17 protein-coding genes are annotated in these 15,575 nt (G+C 35.1%); 2 read left to right on the top strand and 15 right to left on the bottom strand.

The annotated features are described in order from the left end of the window. Positions 1 to 2: 2 nt before the first annotated feature. The 15 genes from CAI20_RS06425 to CAI20_RS06355 all read right to left on the bottom strand — a co-directional run bounded on the left by CAI20_RS06425 (position 3) and on the right by CAI20_RS06355 (position 12,997). Positions 3 to 227 (bottom strand): hypothetical protein, encoded by a 225-nt coding sequence (locus CAI20_RS06425; RefSeq protein WP_149168991.1) that lies wholly within the window; start codon positions 225 to 227, stop codon positions 3 to 5. A gap of 67 nt (positions 228 to 294) precedes the next feature. After that, complete coding sequence (locus CAI20_RS06420; protein ID WP_246111596.1) at positions 295 to 774, bottom strand: ankyrin repeat domain-containing protein; 480 nt, start codon at positions 772 to 774, stop codon at positions 295 to 297. A gap of 81 nt (positions 775 to 855) precedes the next feature. Then, positions 856 to 1,806 carry a contractile injection system protein, VgrG/Pvc8 family gene (locus tag CAI20_RS06415; RefSeq protein ID WP_149168989.1) on the bottom strand — a complete coding sequence of 317 codons (951 nt, stop codon included), beginning with the start codon at positions 1,804 to 1,806 and terminating at the stop codon, positions 856 to 858. Beyond that, on the bottom strand, positions 1,807 to 2,016 hold the full coding sequence (locus CAI20_RS06410) for a tail protein X (protein WP_149168988.1): 210 nt from the start codon (positions 2,014 to 2,016) through the stop codon (positions 1,807 to 1,809). Then, positions 2,013 to 2,360, bottom strand: a complete 348-nt coding sequence (locus CAI20_RS06405) for a phage tail protein (protein WP_149168987.1) — start codon at positions 2,358 to 2,360, stop codon at positions 2,013 to 2,015. The genes CAI20_RS06410 and CAI20_RS06405 overlap by 4 nt, the downstream gene beginning before the upstream one ends. 173 nt (positions 2,361 to 2,533) lie before the next feature. After that, the gene (locus CAI20_RS06400; protein ID WP_149168986.1) at positions 2,534 to 4,849 is read right to left on the bottom strand and encodes a phage tail tape measure protein; all 2,316 of its coding nucleotides are present in this window, start codon (positions 4,847 to 4,849) and stop codon (positions 2,534 to 2,536) included. A gap of 109 nt (positions 4,850 to 4,958) precedes the next feature. Continuing rightward, positions 4,959 to 5,216 (bottom strand): phage tail assembly protein, encoded by a 258-nt coding sequence (locus CAI20_RS06395; protein ID WP_149168985.1) that lies wholly within the window; start codon positions 5,214 to 5,216, stop codon positions 4,959 to 4,961. Positions 5,217 to 5,262: 46 nt separating this feature from the next. Beyond that, positions 5,263 to 5,769 carry a phage major tail tube protein gene (locus CAI20_RS06390; RefSeq protein WP_149168984.1) on the bottom strand — a complete coding sequence of 169 codons (507 nt, stop codon included), beginning with the start codon at positions 5,767 to 5,769 and terminating at the stop codon, positions 5,263 to 5,265. A gap of 13 nt (positions 5,770 to 5,782) precedes the next feature. After that, positions 5,783 to 6,967 (bottom strand): phage tail sheath subtilisin-like domain-containing protein, encoded by a 1,185-nt coding sequence (locus tag CAI20_RS06385; RefSeq protein ID WP_149169016.1) that lies wholly within the window; start codon positions 6,965 to 6,967, stop codon positions 5,783 to 5,785. Next, the gene (locus tag CAI20_RS06380) at positions 6,960 to 7,520 is read right to left on the bottom strand and encodes a hypothetical protein (protein ID WP_149168983.1); all 561 of its coding nucleotides are present in this window, start codon (positions 7,518 to 7,520) and stop codon (positions 6,960 to 6,962) included. Before CAI20_RS06380 ends, CAI20_RS06385 begins: the two co-directional genes overlap by 8 nt. 6 nt (positions 7,521 to 7,526) lie before the next feature. Beyond that, positions 7,527 to 8,978, bottom strand: coding sequence for a hypothetical protein (locus tag CAI20_RS06375; protein WP_149168982.1), 1,452 nt, complete (start codon positions 8,976 to 8,978; stop codon positions 7,527 to 7,529). After that, a complete protein-coding gene (locus CAI20_RS06370) occupies positions 8,975 to 9,178 on the bottom strand; it encodes a hypothetical protein (protein WP_149168981.1) in 204 nt (67 codons plus the stop codon). Before CAI20_RS06370 ends, CAI20_RS06375 begins: the two co-directional genes overlap by 4 nt. A gap of 4 nt (positions 9,179 to 9,182) precedes the next feature. Further along, positions 9,183 to 10,367, bottom strand: a complete 1,185-nt coding sequence (locus tag CAI20_RS06365; RefSeq protein ID WP_149168980.1) for a hypothetical protein — start codon at positions 10,365 to 10,367, stop codon at positions 9,183 to 9,185. A 14-nt stretch (positions 10,368 to 10,381) separates the two neighbouring features. Further along, entirely contained in the window at positions 10,382 to 12,307 is a 1,926-nt protein-coding gene (locus tag CAI20_RS06360) for a DUF4815 domain-containing protein (RefSeq protein WP_149168979.1), read from the bottom strand. A 6-nt stretch (positions 12,308 to 12,313) separates the two neighbouring features. Beyond that, the gene (locus CAI20_RS06355) at positions 12,314 to 12,997 is read right to left on the bottom strand and encodes a hypothetical protein (RefSeq protein WP_149168978.1); all 684 of its coding nucleotides are present in this window, start codon (positions 12,995 to 12,997) and stop codon (positions 12,314 to 12,316) included. Positions 12,998 to 13,216: 219 nt separating this feature from the next. Here CAI20_RS06355 and CAI20_RS06350 point away from each other — a divergent pair, with 219 nt between their 5' ends. Together CAI20_RS06350 and CAI20_RS06345 are read left to right on the top strand one after the other, a co-directional pair. Further along, positions 13,217 to 14,419: a hypothetical protein gene (locus CAI20_RS06350; protein ID WP_246111595.1), complete on the top strand. Its 1,203-nt coding sequence runs from the start codon at positions 13,217 to 13,219 to the stop codon at positions 14,417 to 14,419. Next, positions 14,364 to 15,488, top strand: coding sequence for a hypothetical protein (locus CAI20_RS06345; RefSeq protein WP_149168976.1), 1,125 nt, complete (start codon positions 14,364 to 14,366; stop codon positions 15,486 to 15,488). Before CAI20_RS06350 ends, CAI20_RS06345 begins: the two co-directional genes overlap by 56 nt. Positions 15,489 to 15,575 lie beyond the last annotated feature (87 nt).

Genomic DNA, 15,575 nt, shown 5'->3' with positions numbered 1-15,575 from the left:
AGTCAATTGTAATAACCTCTATGAATCACACATTTAAGTTCATCCAATTCCTCAGAAAGATTTTTCACCCTTTCCTCAAGTACTAACACTTTTTCCATTAAACCATATTCAATAAGTTTATCGTGAAATTGTACCCTTGAGTCTAACTTGGATAACCACCATATGATTGCTACTGTTTGGATTAATAACGTGATAATTACTGTAACTGGAACTTTTTGCTTTTTCATGTGAAAGTATTAATCTATTATGAATAGTTTTGGAAGTTTATATACAGATCATAGAAAACTTATAGCTTTAGTGATTACTTTTTGTTGATTCGTATTGATCCTCTGCTTCTGCAAGTAGCTTTATTATTTCTCTGTATTGCTTTCGTTCGTTATGCTTTGATTCCACTACAGCCATATTTCTAGGTCTTCTTCCATCTTTAGCTGTAGCAGTGGGATCTGCACCCTTGTCTAATAAAAACTTAACAACCTCTAAATGTCCTTGATCTGCAGCATGATGCAAGGCTGTCCATCCCATATATCCACCTGTGGCACTTATATCAGCTCCTTCCTCTACAAGGAACTTTACAACTTGCAGACACCCTGAACCAGATGAATAATGCAAAGCTCTCATCATAGGAATTTGTGTATTAATATCTAATAGGTTTTTTACTGAAAATTTCACTACTTCTAGGCTGCAGCTCTTAGAAGCAACTTGCAACATTGTTTTATAATTATCTGTAGCTTTTGTTTTCATATAGCAATAGGTAATAACAACACATATTATCATTGTTATACACCACCGAAAATGTAGCTTATTTCTTGAGTCTCTATTCATATTCAATACTTTTTTCAATATTAAACATTTGTTTTACTGATTTTTCTTTAACGTTGATGCTGATAACACAGTGCGATAACCTGAACTATCTAACACATGTTCTGCTCTGTCGATTACCCATTCACCATCTATGTCTTGATGAAATCCTAACAAGCTAAGTTTTGCCTCTGCAAATAGTTCTGGATTACCAGGCATAGTGACATCCAATACTGCATTATTTCGCTTTAATTGTTTTAACTTAGCATTTGCTGCACTTAATGCTGATTCTACATTAGAGTAAAGCGTCTGTATAGTATAACTTGGACTACCAGAGCCAACTGTTTCTGATATAGTTTCACCTCTTTCATAGCTATGCCATTTTGCAATCACTGAGTTGTACCTGCTTACGGTAAAATGCACTTTCCAATTTATCGTGTCTTGAGGTTTAATAGCTGTTGTTCCTAAAGCTTTTCCAGTTGCCGACTTTGCTTTGCCTTTTGGAATAAAGAGTATGTATCCGCCAGCTAGCTTTGCAATTGCCTCATATTCTATTGCTATTTTTGTTAATAAACTTATATCACTTTCTTCTATTTGATTAATATGTGGAATCAACACATTTTCAAATTCTTCTGCAACTCTGCATCCATATCCGTGCTTTTCTGCTATTTCCTTAACCAAGTTACCTAGAGTAATTTGATGCCATTCTTTAGATACTTTCTCCTTTAATGATAATTTTAAGTTTGTTGCATGAGCTTTTATAAGTAAAGTCTTAGGTGGGTTCTGCACCGTAATCTCATTAACTGTATATATACCCATAGGTATCACTCCGGTTTCTCTGTAACCCAAAGCGATATTTAATTCATTCGGAATATTTAAGTTTTCATCTCTGTAATCAACACACACTTCAACTACATCGTCTATTGTCCCAGATTCATCGGTAAGGCGCAATGATATAATTCTATCTTTAATTGATTCACATTTATCTATTATAAAATCTGGCTGCATTTATTCCCAGACCTTTAATTTTGACTTTTGTACTGTTTTCTTAATAGTAGAAAGCTTTATCTTTAATCCTGCAGGCAAAAAGCTTCCGTATTCTGCAAGTCCAGGGTTTTCTTCTAATACTATTTCTACTGCTCCTGAAGTAAATCCATAGTGCTTCCAGCAAATATAGTCTAGCATATCATTTTCTTTTGCTAAGTAGTATATAGTCATGAATAACGCTTCAAGCTTAAATTAAATTCAACTTTTTTCGGCAATCCACAAGGGAAAAATGATGTTTGCTTTTCTTCTAATTTTGTAATCACAAACTGTCCAAAAACATTTCCCATGTTGTCAACCAAAGTGTGAGGTTCTTCTGCTTCTTTTGCACTATTTAATTGACTTAAATTTCCAGGGTTATGAAGATAAGTTATTCCCTCTAAGTCTATATTTTCCACTCCTTGACCAACATTTTGTAGTGAAGGCATTTTATCGATACATTCAATTACACTCCAACGATTTTCTTTACTGTACTTCAAACTTATCGGAGTAAATTTATATGGACCAAGAGATAACATTTAAAGCACATATTCGTTAACCATAAAATCTAAGCAGTGGTTGCTGTTTGATATAAATTTCTTTCTGTATAAACTAAGATCTTTGTTGCCAAAATACATTTTTCAATTGAATAAAAATACAAAATTATCAACAAATGAGACTAAATTCAAAAAATTTTAAAAAACATAGTTGATCAATAAAACGTCTCTACTGTATCAAATAAAACATCACGTGATTTTTCTCTTATCCTTTTTATTACTTCATCTGCAAGACTACGAACATCTTGATTTGGCTCTGCTTTAATGCTGATAGTGTAATTATTAGTGATGTTCTGAGTTTTATTTTGTTCTTTATTTTCAAATTTACTCCTTCCAAAATCTGCAAATATCTTATCATTATCGCTCTCTGTAAACTTTTTCTCCTCAATAAGGCTTTTGACTCTGAAGCTATTTTTATTTCTCTTGGAAAGTTCTTTAATTATACTGTTACCTAGCAAAGGATTTCCACTGTTGAGAATATTACTCTTTAGGGGACTATGTACTGCTTTTATTTCAGTAACAATACTTTTTCTTTTTTCAAATTCTTTCAGTGGACTATTTTCAGAGATTTTTCCAAATGTGCTACTAACTGTATTTCCCATCCATGAAAAAGCTTCTTCTATGGGTTTTATTATCGATTTCCAAAAGCTAGAGAAAAAGTCTTTCACCTTTTGCCAGTTAGTTATAACAAGAGCTGCACCAGTGACAAGACTTGCTATTAAAAGTCCAACTGGGTTACTCATTACAGCGAGTGTTATTGCTCTTAGCCCTGTTATAACTGCAGGAAAAACTGTAGCTGATAAAAATGAAAATGCTCCAAGTAGGTTTGCTTTCAGACCAAAAATCGTACTTCCTAGCAATGTAAATCCGTATCCTAGTCCTACTGCTACAATTTTTAAACTTATCAAGGCTGCTACAGTACCCATGATCGCCGTGGTTAAAGTTGGATATTTTTCTGCAAACTCTGCTATATATCTAGTTTTTTCTTGTAAAAATTCAGCTATAGATTTTAAAGTAGGCAGCATCACTGAGCCCAGGTTCATACCAACTTCAGCTATTGCATTTCGAAGGAGTCTTAATTTACTGGCTGTGGTGTCTGCACGATTTTTGAATTCTTTCTGCAGGGATCTTTTATACTCTTCTGTTTCAGCCAGTAACTTTATTGCATCTTCGTATTTGTTAAAACTTCCAGCTAATAATGCAATATCATCTTGATATTCCTGACCGAAAAGTTTCATAAGGATTGTAGAACGTTCCTGGTTATCCATTTTCTTTAGAGCTTGAAAAAAGTGAAGTAGTGCTTCTTCCCCGTTTTCACTGATCCTTTGTACCATTTCTTCTGTGGCTATGCCCATTTCTTCTAGTGCTGCCTTGAATTCTTTTCCTTGCCCTTCAGCAGTTTGAAGCTTAGAAAGTAAAGCATTTATAGCAGTTGCAGCTTTCGCTGGTTGTTTGCCTAAGCTAATGAAAGCATTTACTAAGCTACTGGTTTGTTCAAACTTTAATCCAAACTGTTTTGCAGTACCACCAACTATTGCTAGAGCTTCAACCATGTCTTTTGCTTTAGCAGCAGTGTTATCTGACAAGTGGTTGATCACATTACCAACATGTTCCATTTCACTAACATCAATTCCATAAACGTTAGAAAGTTTAGCTATGGAATCGCCTGCTTGCTCTGCAGACATATCAAATGCTGTTGACATTTTTGCTACTGTTTCTGTAAACTTAAAAAGATCTTCTTTCTTGATACCAAGTTGACCACCGCTTGCAGCTATTTGTGCTAATTCTGCAGCTGATAATTGTATAGTATGTGACATCTCCTTTAGTTTCTGCGCAAATTTGTCAACTTCTTTTGTTTCATCATCAAACTTTACTACTTTTTTAACATCAGCCATAGCACTTTCAAAATCAATCGCAACTTTAATTGGCGCTGCAAGCGTTAGCCCTAGCCCAATAGTCTCTATAATTTGTGACTTAAAATGTGCTTTGCTTGCTAAAAAACTTTGGTGACTACGTATTGCAGATCCAAGCTTACCATACTTGCCTTTCAGCGCTTCAATGGACGAGCCAAGTTTATATTGGTCGCTTACTAATGACTTAATATTTCTTCCACTTTTTCTTACTTCTTCATTAAATGAATGCAAAGCATCTCTCTTTTTCAAATATGCTTCTTTTGCTTTTATTGCGGAGGTTTTGGCCTTGTCAAATTCTGCTTTTAAAGTTTTGCTCGGTTTCTCTATTGCTTTCATTTGTTTAGCTAAAGATTTTACCTGATCCTCAAAACCTTTCCATGACCTTCTGCTAGTTAAAACATCACTACCCAACTGCTTAAACTTTGATACTGATTTTAAAGATGAATCAAGCTTTCTTATATTCTCACCAAGATGAGTAAGTTGACTACTGCTTCCCTTTATTACAGTATTAAAACTGCCATCAAGTACCGCACCTATTTTTATCGATAATACTGACATTTGAACTCCCTAGCTAATTTGCTCCATAAAATAAACTCACTAATCTCCATATCAAGAATGTGCTCAACTCCACCACCTATGATAGAGCCAAGCACTAGTATTTCTAATCTCAAGTTTTTTGGATAATCGGTGAAAAAAAATCCTTTAATACCTCTTGCACTTTCACATAATCAGCAATATCTAACTCTTCAATCGCTTCTTTTGCAACTGATGTCAAATTGGCAGTCAAAGTTACTTCCTTACTTAGATCACTACCATTAAGGCGTTCTATTGCTAAATAATCCCTTACTTTTGGACGTCTAATGGTAAGTTCTGAGACAGAAATACCATCAACTGTTATTGGATTATCAAGTTTTACTGTTGTCATACTTTCTCCTAAAAAATAAAATTCCAAAATCTTTTTAAAACTAAACCTAAATACCTAAAACCGTTTGCAGCAAGGCCATTTGATCAACACCATTTATCTTTCTTATCATATTTTCAGCATCGATCTCTATCAGCTCATTGCCACCTATCGTAAGTTTATAATAATGAGCAGCTACAGTGCATTTTAGAGTGGCTTTTTCAGCAGGTTTCCAGCTACCAAAATCAAATTCTTTAAATATTCCTCTGAGGTTGATAATTACTCCTTCAATATCATTGCTACCACTCCCTTGCATTCCACCACGAAGAGTTAAAGATACAGAGTTTCCATTTATCAACCCAAATAGCCGAAAGAGTTCTGTGTCGTATTCAGCAAAAGTAAAGTCTGCTTCAAGCTTTTCCATGCCCATGTCAATATTTATTGGAATATCCATACCACCAGCACGATACTCTTCTGTTTTTATGGTAAGCTTCGGCAAAGTTATTTCATCTATTTTTCCTGCATAACCACGACCATCAACGAATACGTTAAAATTTCTCAGTATTTTCGGTAACATTTTTCTCCCCTTTTTATAATATTGTACCACTCACAAGATGTGACCTGAAAGTAATCCGTTCTGCTGGATATGGTGGCGTGAACTCAAAATCAAAAGACACTTTTCCGCTTGCAATATTTGCCGGTGTATTGAGTTCGGGAGTTGCATAACATTTTCCACTGATAATCGCCCCTTGTGCTTTTAAATTGGCCAAATAAGAATTCACCCCCTCAATCACATCATCTATGTAAGTTTTGGTGATATTGCGATCAACTGCCCATAAATGAGCTCGAAGTAAACTATCGTTAATTAAATCTGCAGTCCTTCTCACTGACAAAAAAGCCCATTTTGAGTCATTTGAACATGTCCTATTTCCCCAAAGCCTATAGCCGTTTTGATGAATTATCGTTGTTACCTCATTTTCATTCAAGTGGTTTGCTCTACAATTTGTATTACCGAGCGTAAAATCAATAGGCCTGCTTGTTCCAACAATACCGTTTATCTCTTTATTTGAAGGTGAGTGCCAAAATCCTTGTTCGCTATCTACTCTCGCTATTAAACCAGCTACAAATGAACTTGGAGGCAAGATTTCTTCTTTTCCTTCAATAAATACCTTAACCCATGGATCAACTACGTAAACTCTTGAGCTGCCTACACTTTTTCTCCACTTTATTGCTTCTTCATCATTAGTATTTGGTCCATCTGCAACAATAATTGCTCTTAATTTTTCTGCTATGGAAATTAAAGCACTCACTACTGAATTTACTCCATCTATTTCAGGTAACTGATGAGTAAACTGAGGTGCAATTAATATTCTTGGAGCAACATGAACTATACTTTCACTACTGAGGAATGCCTCTATCCCTTGATACTCTCCAGTCTCTTTATCAACACCGCCAATTATATTTTTCAGCGTCTCTTCTTCTTTTAATTTTGGATCGCTGTTTTCACTTTCCTCAACTCGAATAACTACTACTGTTGCACCAATCTGGGAAAATATTCCATTTATTGCAGAAGGTAAACTGCCACTCTTTCCGAGCTTTGCTGCTTCCTTTAAGCTTCCTGCAACTAACACTGGTTTATTTAGCGGAAATTTTTGCTCATCTGCTTCAGGTGCAGTACCAATTACACCTATCACTGATGATTTAGCTGTACGTACTGTCTTTGCTCCTGAGGTTACCTCAATAACATTTACGCCATGTAAAAATTCTTCAGCCATTTCTTTGTATTTTTTTCCTGAAATCATCTAGCAAAGTTTGCAGCTCTTCCTTACTTTTAGCTTCACCGATTTCCCTTTCAGCTATATCCACCAATTCTTCGCACTTGATTATTACTTTTTTCGCTCTTTTTGCTTTTTCCTGAATTATTCTTGCCATTTCAATAACCGTAATATCACGGACTTTTGCTAAAGGCTCTATAATTTCTGCATCTTTTTCATCTATCGATTCTGGTGCTGCTAAAATGTTCGCTGTGGCTTTCGCTTGTATTTCGTACGACTTAAGCTTTTGATGAGAATATCCTGCGTATTGGTGAGTATAATGATTAAAATAAACACGGATGCTATCAAGTGCAGAAAGTTTTGCAGTTTCCAGTAATTCCAGCTCAATATCTTCTTGATTCCTCTCAACAATTTTCCCTCCTTCTGTTAACCGATAATTTTTTTGCCAGTCGAAATTTTCTGGTGCTTCATACCAATCATTTTCAGTTGGCTTGCTTTCAAGTGTTGTTGTTTCTACTTGTTTATCATTTTCAAATCTAATGTAGATAGACATTGTTTGTTACCTCCAAATCTCATACGTGTTAGATAATCCTGGACATTGCCAAGCTTTTAGCGTTCTCTCCACATCTACTTCAAGTCCTGTAGTTAGAACATTGCTACGTATGTTATAAATCCCCCACTGAATAAATTGACCATAGTTGTGTACATAATTTGATGCAAGCATACCTTGACTAACTTGTGTTCTAGAATATAGATAAGATGATGTGTAAAGTAATATTGCAACTGTTTTTCCTGCTGGAATCTCTACATTACCAGATCCAGCTAATTTGCTATCAGAACTCGTGTATTGGTAAACATTTTTCCATATTATTCTTGAAATACTTGATTTATTAGAATTAGTGTTATCAGGAGTTCCCACAAATAATCCTGCTCCCCCATACTCCGTACTCGAATACGATGATCCAACAAATTCCATTGTCTTATTTATGTTCACATTGGTTGTATTTTTTACAAATACTACTCCAAGTGCAGCATACGGGTAATAGTATATCTCATCATAACTACCCGAAAAACTTTTTGTGCATAACTCTCCGTAAATAAATGTTCCTTTACTTCCCTCTATAAAACTTAGTTGTCTTGGCCGATAAAAACTAACGTAATCTGTATTGTACGTATGGCTACCTGCTAGTAGTTGTAACATATAGTCAGTTTTTGTTATATCACTACTCCACTTTCCAAGCTCTGTCGTAAAAGTTCCGTGGCCAAAATAATTATTTTTTCTGCCAAGTACACCAAATAAGAAAGGTAATGACCCTGGTTCAACCATGTTGCGCTTTCTTATTTCATTTATAAGAGACGCTTTTAACTGTTCATCCCGAGTTTTTACCTCATTTATCAGGGATGTTTTTAATTGGTTATCACGAGTTTCTATTTCCCTAATAATTGATGAGCCAGATGGTACATTATTAACAGCACGAAAATCTTCTACTAAACCTTTAAGACCATCTTTATGACTATTACTAATGCTATTTATTGCTGCAATATTGGCATTCTTTCTCGTATCAAGTAGCGATAAATTTGTTGTTCCTTTTTCATCAATTCTCTTTAATAACTGCTTCTCTGATTCAGAGATCACTGCTAAAGAACTAGCTTTTTTATTATCCAGATCAGTTAAGTGTTTTTTTGCACTATCAAGAAGTTCTTTTAGCTTACCATCAGTCATCTGTACAATTTCAGAAACTGCACTTTTGTCGACTATTGATTCCAATGCTTTAGCAAGATATGCTAATTGATCTGGTGTACTGTTTTCTGCTAAATCCTTAAGCCTCTTTTGTAGTGCATCAATTATCTCTTTTACCTCAGTCATCTGCACAATGTCAGCAATAGCTTTTTTATCTGCTATCAACTCCAGCGATTTTGCGAGATATGCGAGTTGATCAGGGGTAGCATTTACAGATAGATCTTTCAGTCTCTGATGTAATGCATAAACTACTTCTTTGGCGATAGTCATCTGTTATTACTCCAAAAATTCAAAAAATTCTCAAAATTCAGTCGTTCAAATGCTTTTTGAAGATCGTTGTATTTACTTTCCCTCTCACTCATATCTTCATCTATTTTTTCTACCGCTTTGCGAATACGTACCACATCTTGCACAGCAATATTCTCTGGATGTGGTAAAGGATATCCGCGCCTCGTTTCATTATTTGGCATTTTTTTACGTTATAACAATCCGCAAGTTTTTTACCTTTGGCCGATAGACAACCGTTCCACTTAAAACCAATTTTATCCTTGTCTCATTAGCATTAAAGTTTGTCAGTACATGAGTTCTCTCCACCCAGTTTTCTCCAATTGGTTTTCCTGATGTTAAATTTACTAATTGCCAATCCACGTTTTTTTGTACATATGCTTTAACATCTGCAGTGCCAGGTATCAGCGCATCATATGTTATGGTAATCTTAGTGTTAGCTCCTGCTGTAATGCTCCTAGTTACATAATCTCCTTTTTCCCCTATATTACCCATAACTAGCTGTAACCCAGGATATAGCACTGGACTTTTTTCTCGCCCTCCTTTTAGGCTTGCTTTTACCGTTAATTCCCCATTTATTCTTTCACGCAGTGCGAGCGGTAAGTTATCAGACAAAAAGTTTTCTCTTCCCTCTTCATCTGTTAAGATAAATTCTACATTGGTATCAAATGCTACTTTTTCGACGTTCGTCAAAATAATTAAATCTGAAGTATTGTTTGCTGTAACTTTTCCTAGATCAATAACGTGAGAAACTTCACTAAATTTTGCAGCTAGTAGTCGAAACGTTAAATCTAAATTTTGATGTGGAGTCCAGGTACTTGCATTGCTCGATGAAAGTAATACTCCTACTTGATATGGCTGACTCGTTACCCAGCGGCTATTTACTGCATCATATTTGCCAAGTTCTGCTACTTTGACCGCATTTTCCCCGTCATCGGTAAGTAAAACTATTGCATATTCCTCTCCTGCATGGCAAAACACTGGCGACCATTCTATACGTGTTGCTGTGCCATCTACTTTTATATCTTTCGGCTCAATATAGCTTTCAGCAATAACAGTCTGCGAGGGAATTCCCACTGCTGTTTCCCGAATCTGCACAACAACACATTTTTTGCCTTTATTTATGAACCATAGCTCTACACCTCCTATGTGTCTGCTTTCATTTAGAGTAAATGTTTGCGCTAAAGGATCAACTCGTCTTGCTGCGATAACTCTTCTTCTTTCCTCTATGGTAATAGTTTTTTTACCAGTATAAGTTGCTTCTCCATAACTTCCTTTATCCCCGTAAAACTGTACTAATTTAGTACCTGCTGGAATATTTGCCGGTATCTTCACCTTTCCCTTTAATTTTCCCTGATTGTTAGCTGTTAACATTTGGTTTTCCAGTTTTAAGTTATAGGTTGAATGTTTATTCCATCAAATTTTATCTCTTTAAGCTTCTCACTTGGCTCAAAACCTTCAATTTCAAAATTCTGTACTGCTTCTCTCATAAATTCAGCTTCGTATGAAGTACTTGACAGCAGCTCTGTTGTTTCTTTAACATTAAATACTCTAGTTACTGGACTTTTCCAATTCGTGGTAACCTCCGTCCAGTGGTCTATATTTTTATTTAGAGTAATTTGTGCCGGAACTGGATCAAAAGCTTGATACGGATTAATTTTTTCTCCTTTAGTCTGTAAAAGCTGCTCCAGTATCGGTTCAAGTTCATACGGCAACAAATAAGTTTTTTCTTCCCCATCAATATCAGCAATAGTTACATCTATTGGTAAAATTAGTTCCTTATTTACTATTGCTGCAGACTGTGAAATTCCTTGATCACGCATATCATCATCAAAGAACGGATCTACAAATACTCCTTTTTTGGTGGTAAGTTCTCTTGAATTTGCATCACTGCGTAGACGTTCATAGGCAACCAGCGCATAAAGATCATTTATTCCCTTCTTCATTGCTTCAAGTTCATTCATCGGTACAGCATGAATAGCATTATTCACTATTTTTACCCCTTCGCCTTTTTTCCACGTCTGATGAATGTAGCAGAGCAAAAGTTGTCCAGAGGGCGCTTTAGGCATCGATGGTCGCCAAGGGTGAGAAATTCCTTTTATTCTCCTTACCACTCCTTTGCTATCGATAGTAATTAAATCATAGCGTGGCATCTTCCAGGTGTAATCAATCAGAACCAAGCTGTTATCAACGGCACCTCTTACTTTACATCCCTCTTCACTTATATCTTCAGGGCTTACATGAGTGCGACAGCGATAGGTTATCAGGTAACTACTTCCAGGAGCTGGCTCTTTACCTGGTAATGACCAATCGACGTTTCCTGCGTTTAACTTATAGTCTATACTGTTTTCATAAATAACATTACCTTGTTTAACTTGAATAATCTCAAGTACTGCAGAGTCAGGTATCGGATCAATGGCTCCTGAATATGAACCGTGAGTAACAGTAATGGTTTTCTGAACAGTTATATCTACTTTTTTAATTTCACTTATTGGAAAATCATTAACCTTCAGTTCCATTACTCTTTGGCTATTTGGCTGAAAAGTATGTGGTTCTGATTCAACTGATTTTATATTCGGATCTTCATCAAAAGAAACACGAATACTGTGAGGAAGTTCAATCTCATAGCCATCAACATGAGCTTTGCCCTCATTAATCACAAATATTTTTTTTCCTCCTTCTCCCTCTTCCTTTTGCAGGAACATTACTTCAAGACCATTTACAACATAGGAACCATTGGCTTCTTTGTCATAACGAGCAAGAGCAGTAGTTACTATATTTGCTTGTGGTGGCGGTGAATGTTCTATCAATACTCCATTTTCAATGTTATAAATTGGATAAAATTCTCCTGAAGCATTAGTAGTCACACCCTCAGCTTGATAACTCCAAGTGGTGGAAACTTTAAGCCTTGCAGCCCCTACTTCTTGATAATTACGTGTACCAACAGCAGGATCACGAAGATTTTCATCCTCAAGTTCTGTAATGGTAGATTCTACGTAATAAACACCGATACGAACTATAGTATTAAGAGGAACAACAAACTCTTCTTTTTCGACTTTTCTAACTGCACCACGCAGATAGATTTTTCCTGATTCAAGCGTAACTTTACCAGTTTCTCTATCTATAATACAATTGCTTCCTGTTATAACATCGCCATCACGAAATATTGCATCGCCTATGCCTTTAAGCTTAGAGAGAGCATATTCTTGCGTCTCGTTTAATTCTGCTGACTGTAGACCTCTTCCTGCTAGAAACAAGCTTTTTTCGTATTCTTTGTCAGGATTAAAGCGATTATAATAACTATTTAAGGTCATTTTGTTTCAAAAAGTTACAACAAATGAAAAAGTTTCCCGAGTTGCAGATGTTCTGATAAGTGGTACAGTGTGTTCTAAAACTAACAAAATTCCATGGTCTTCTATATCTTTTGGTTCAAAATACCTCTGTCCTATAGGTAATTCTTCTTTTACTTTAGTACCAACCATAACTCCTAGTTCCCTGATAACTTGATTTGCTGCGTTTGTGAAATCGAAAGTAAATTTGAGATAGAGATTATTAGTTGGTACATTTGAGGGCCTAAACCTTCCAGAAGGAGTTATAAGTTCGCCATTTTCATCACCTGTGCAGAATAGCACTTCATCTGCAGTACGTCTGCCAAGTTCATTCAAGAGCTTTATAGAATTTATAGGTTCAGGTGGTGTGCTTTCAGTATACTGTACAGTAACTTTATCACTTACTGGAATAGAGCTATTTTCCGTACGTTTTATTAGACCAGTACTACTATCAACTGTATAGTCAACACTTGGCTGATAAGTTGTTTGTCCGATAAAAACTTTTACGTCTTTAATGGGATGGTGATCTAGGGCTATTTCATCCTCAACAAAAACTTTTTCGACTTGATGACTACTTTCCCAATTGGCATCACCACTGCCCCAGGCAAGATGTATCGGCTGCTCTTTTATACTTGCTGCTATTGCTGCTCTTCCTGACTGTGTGAGAATTGACATTTCCCTTTTTACGCAGACCTATTACTTAATATATATATTTTTCATAGTTGTATGTTTAAGTGAAAGAAAAATATTTTTATCAATTTGTTTTCTTAAATCTTTGTTATAATTTTTACCGTTGACTAGTTTTTGAATTATGTTAAATGTAGCGTATTATATTACACATAATATATGGTTAATCTTTATCCTAGTAGAGAATTCTGGGAGAGTAGTTTGGAAATGCCAGTAGATCATTGGCTGACTAGCTTTCAAGATGAAGAAATACGTAAAAATTGGCTTTATTCTCTTTCAGGTAGACAACTAAATGTTATTTTTCAGTATTCCTTTACACATAAGCAAAATGGCCAATTGTTTGAATTTCAGAAACATGATGATATTTCAGTTCAAGAACAACGCAAAATGCTTATAGGTTGCTCAGACTCTTTGTTCAGCTATTATCTACTTAGCCACTTCAACCATTCTAAACTTGAGTCTGCTGTTGTTGAAGTAGCAAGGTCTATTTTGACTGAAGAGTTGATCACAAACTTTTTATGTAAAAATAACAAGCATGATAAAAAATCCTTAATTTTTGTTTTATTCCATAGTGACCCAGAATTAATTAAATGTGTTTACCACTTTGATAAAGTACAAAAGAGAGGATTTTCATCTTTTACTTTACAAAATTCACCAAGGCAGATGAAAATTCCATTTAAAAACTTTATATCAAAAGAAGTTACTCACCGATTACTACAAGAATACGATGCTGAAAAAGATGATGGCTTTGAAACTCAACTACAAGGGTTTTTCTATCACCAAAATCGTATATATGTGTTTATACGTCGAGCGAGCGATAAGGACCTACTCTTCAATTCAAATCGTATTATTCATGGATATAGACCAAGTTGGATTATTCTGGATTTTTCACTGCATGGTAATCAAGTAAATCTGTGTGCTAAGAATTTTAATGAAAGCCTAAAAATAGCAAATAGTATCGCAAGTAATTATTTTGAATGTGAATGCTTATTTATCGACATGAAAGACCAGAATTGTACACTTCTTGTTGCAACATTCTTAAAATCTTCCATAGAAGGTACTGATCCTAATATTTGTCTATTTGAGGTAAAATTTCGTTCAACTCAGCTGAAGAAAGATACGTACTTAGTTGTAGTTACCAATCCAGTTAACTCAATTGCTAGGGAACTACAAATACTAAAGCTAACAATTGAGCAAGATAATTCACTTGTTGAATCTATTCGTATTGTATTTAAAGAAAAGAAAGTAACTATGTTCTTTAAAAGAAACCAACACTATACTATTATTTACTACTCAGAGCACATACTCAATAAAAAAGAGCGTGAAGATTTTAAATCATTAATGAGAGAAACCTATGGACTTACAATCCTCCCAAAAGCAAGCTGCTGCAGATATTCTGAGATCTCATGACTCCTGGATTGATCCTAGTAAAGCTTATTTAGAAACTGCATTGTGGTTGTCTGACCTCAGCTTTGTTAAGCTAAAAGAAGTTGATTTTGTTATTTGTTCCCGCATAGAAGACCATCTAGATTGGCCTCACGTATTCTACCCAGATTGTAATAATGAAATTCCTATTAGTCGAGATTTTGATGAAGAGTGTGATGACATGATTTGTGAAGATTGTTGTCGCTACATTTTACCAAATACACACCAAAAACAACGATTTCACCTACTATCAACCAATCTTAACTTAGAAAAAATTGCAAGTTGGTTCGAGGATTTATTAAGTAGCTCAAAATTAATCTGGCGAAGAGCAGCAGAAGGAGTTTACCACATAAGCAGCCAAGGTAGTATAGTAAGCGTAATTATTCTTGACCTTTGCACTGATGCAGTACATTTAACCGTAGATAAACTGAGAATTCAGCCCACTATCCTAATTATCGTAAGAGAAAATATACCAAACTTGCCACTAGTTTTACCTATTGTAAAAATGTCTGATCTTTTTTGTGAGCATAAAACTTTAAATGAAATACTTTGTGAAGCAGCTATACCAGAATTAATTGCTAATGTTTCTACGCAAATATTTCCCATTATTTCACTACCCATTATTTCACTAAAGGAAGTTAAACCTAAATTACCAAAAAAGATTCTACAACTAAAGTTTTCGCATGGTGTAGTTTACATTAATGACATTGAAGTAGTAAATAAACGAGCTACGTTGTGTGTTAGTATTTTTCGCGTTTTATTCAAACAATTCCTTAATGATTTTGAAAATGATGTACCGTTAGAGAAACATATACCCCTTAGCATTGAAAAAATAGCAGACCGTTTAACTTTTCATTCAGAAATCACAGATTTAGAACAACAAATAAGATATCCTCTGAATAAAATGCAAAGAACGATAAAAGAAAAACTAGCCAATCAATTGGGATTAAGCATTAAACGTGATGATGTTATTCAAACCATTGGTTGGCCAGAATTAACTTGTAAAGAACACGGTTATCGTCTTAACCCCTTTACTCTTGTGTTGAAAAAGTAAATTTCTGCTTCACCTCTTGTATTTCCTTTTCTAATTTTCATTTCTACAGTTATAGCTCTTTTTACAATAATCCGAACAGACCGTAAT

The organism is Wolbachia endosymbiont of Chrysomya megacephala (assembly GCF_008245065.1).
Lineage (GTDB): Bacteria > Pseudomonadota > Alphaproteobacteria > Rickettsiales > Anaplasmataceae > Wolbachia.
Note: the sequence above shows the minus strand (reverse complement) of the source record. Positions and strands in the feature narration are given on the sequence as shown.

Excerpts from the sequence above, each read along its gene's own strand:
- CAI20_RS06395 (WP_149168985.1), bottom strand. The coding sequence starts at position 5,216 with ATGACAACAGTAAAACTTGATAATCCAATAACAGTTGATGGTATTTCT.
- CAI20_RS06390 (WP_149168984.1), bottom strand. The coding sequence starts at position 5,769 with ATGTTACCGAAAATACTGAGAAATTTTAACGTATTCGTTGATGGTCGT.
- CAI20_RS06345 (WP_149168976.1), top strand. The coding sequence starts at position 14,364 with ATGGACTTACAATCCTCCCAAAAGCAAGCTGCTGCAGATATTCTGAGA.
- CAI20_RS06385 (WP_149169016.1), bottom strand. The coding sequence starts at position 6,967 with ATGGCTGAAGAATTTTTACATGGCGTAAATGTTATTGAGGTAACCTCA.
- CAI20_RS06400 (WP_149168986.1), bottom strand. The coding sequence starts at position 4,849 with ATGTCAGTATTATCGATAAAAATAGGTGCGGTACTTGATGGCAGTTTT.
- CAI20_RS06410 (WP_149168988.1), bottom strand. The coding sequence starts at position 2,016 with ATGACTATATACTACTTAGCAAAAGAAAATGATATGCTAGACTATATT.
- CAI20_RS06375 (WP_149168982.1), bottom strand. The coding sequence starts at position 8,978 with ATGACTATCGCCAAAGAAGTAGTTTATGCATTACATCAGAGACTGAAA.
- CAI20_RS06420 (WP_246111596.1), bottom strand. The coding sequence starts at position 774 with ATGATAATATGTGTTGTTATTACCTATTGCTATATGAAAACAAAAGCT.
- CAI20_RS06370 (WP_149168981.1), bottom strand. The coding sequence starts at position 9,178 with ATGCCAAATAATGAAACGAGGCGCGGATATCCTTTACCACATCCAGAG.
- CAI20_RS06350 (WP_246111595.1), top strand. The coding sequence starts at position 13,217 with ATGCCAGTAGATCATTGGCTGACTAGCTTTCAAGATGAAGAAATACGT.
- CAI20_RS06380 (WP_149168983.1), bottom strand. The coding sequence starts at position 7,520 with ATGTCTATCTACATTAGATTTGAAAATGATAAACAAGTAGAAACAACA.
- CAI20_RS06355 (WP_149168978.1), bottom strand. The coding sequence starts at position 12,997 with ATGTCAATTCTCACACAGTCAGGAAGAGCAGCAATAGCAGCAAGTATA.
- CAI20_RS06365 (WP_149168980.1), bottom strand. The coding sequence starts at position 10,367 with ATGTTAACAGCTAACAATCAGGGAAAATTAAAGGGAAAGGTGAAGATA.
- CAI20_RS06405 (WP_149168987.1), bottom strand. The coding sequence starts at position 2,360 with ATGTTATCTCTTGGTCCATATAAATTTACTCCGATAAGTTTGAAGTAC.
- CAI20_RS06360 (WP_149168979.1), bottom strand. The coding sequence starts at position 12,307 with ATGACCTTAAATAGTTATTATAATCGCTTTAATCCTGACAAAGAATAC.
- CAI20_RS06425 (WP_149168991.1), bottom strand. The coding sequence starts at position 227 with ATGAAAAAGCAAAAAGTTCCAGTTACAGTAATTATCACGTTATTAATC.
- CAI20_RS06415 (WP_149168989.1), bottom strand. The coding sequence starts at position 1,806 with ATGCAGCCAGATTTTATAATAGATAAATGTGAATCAATTAAAGATAGA.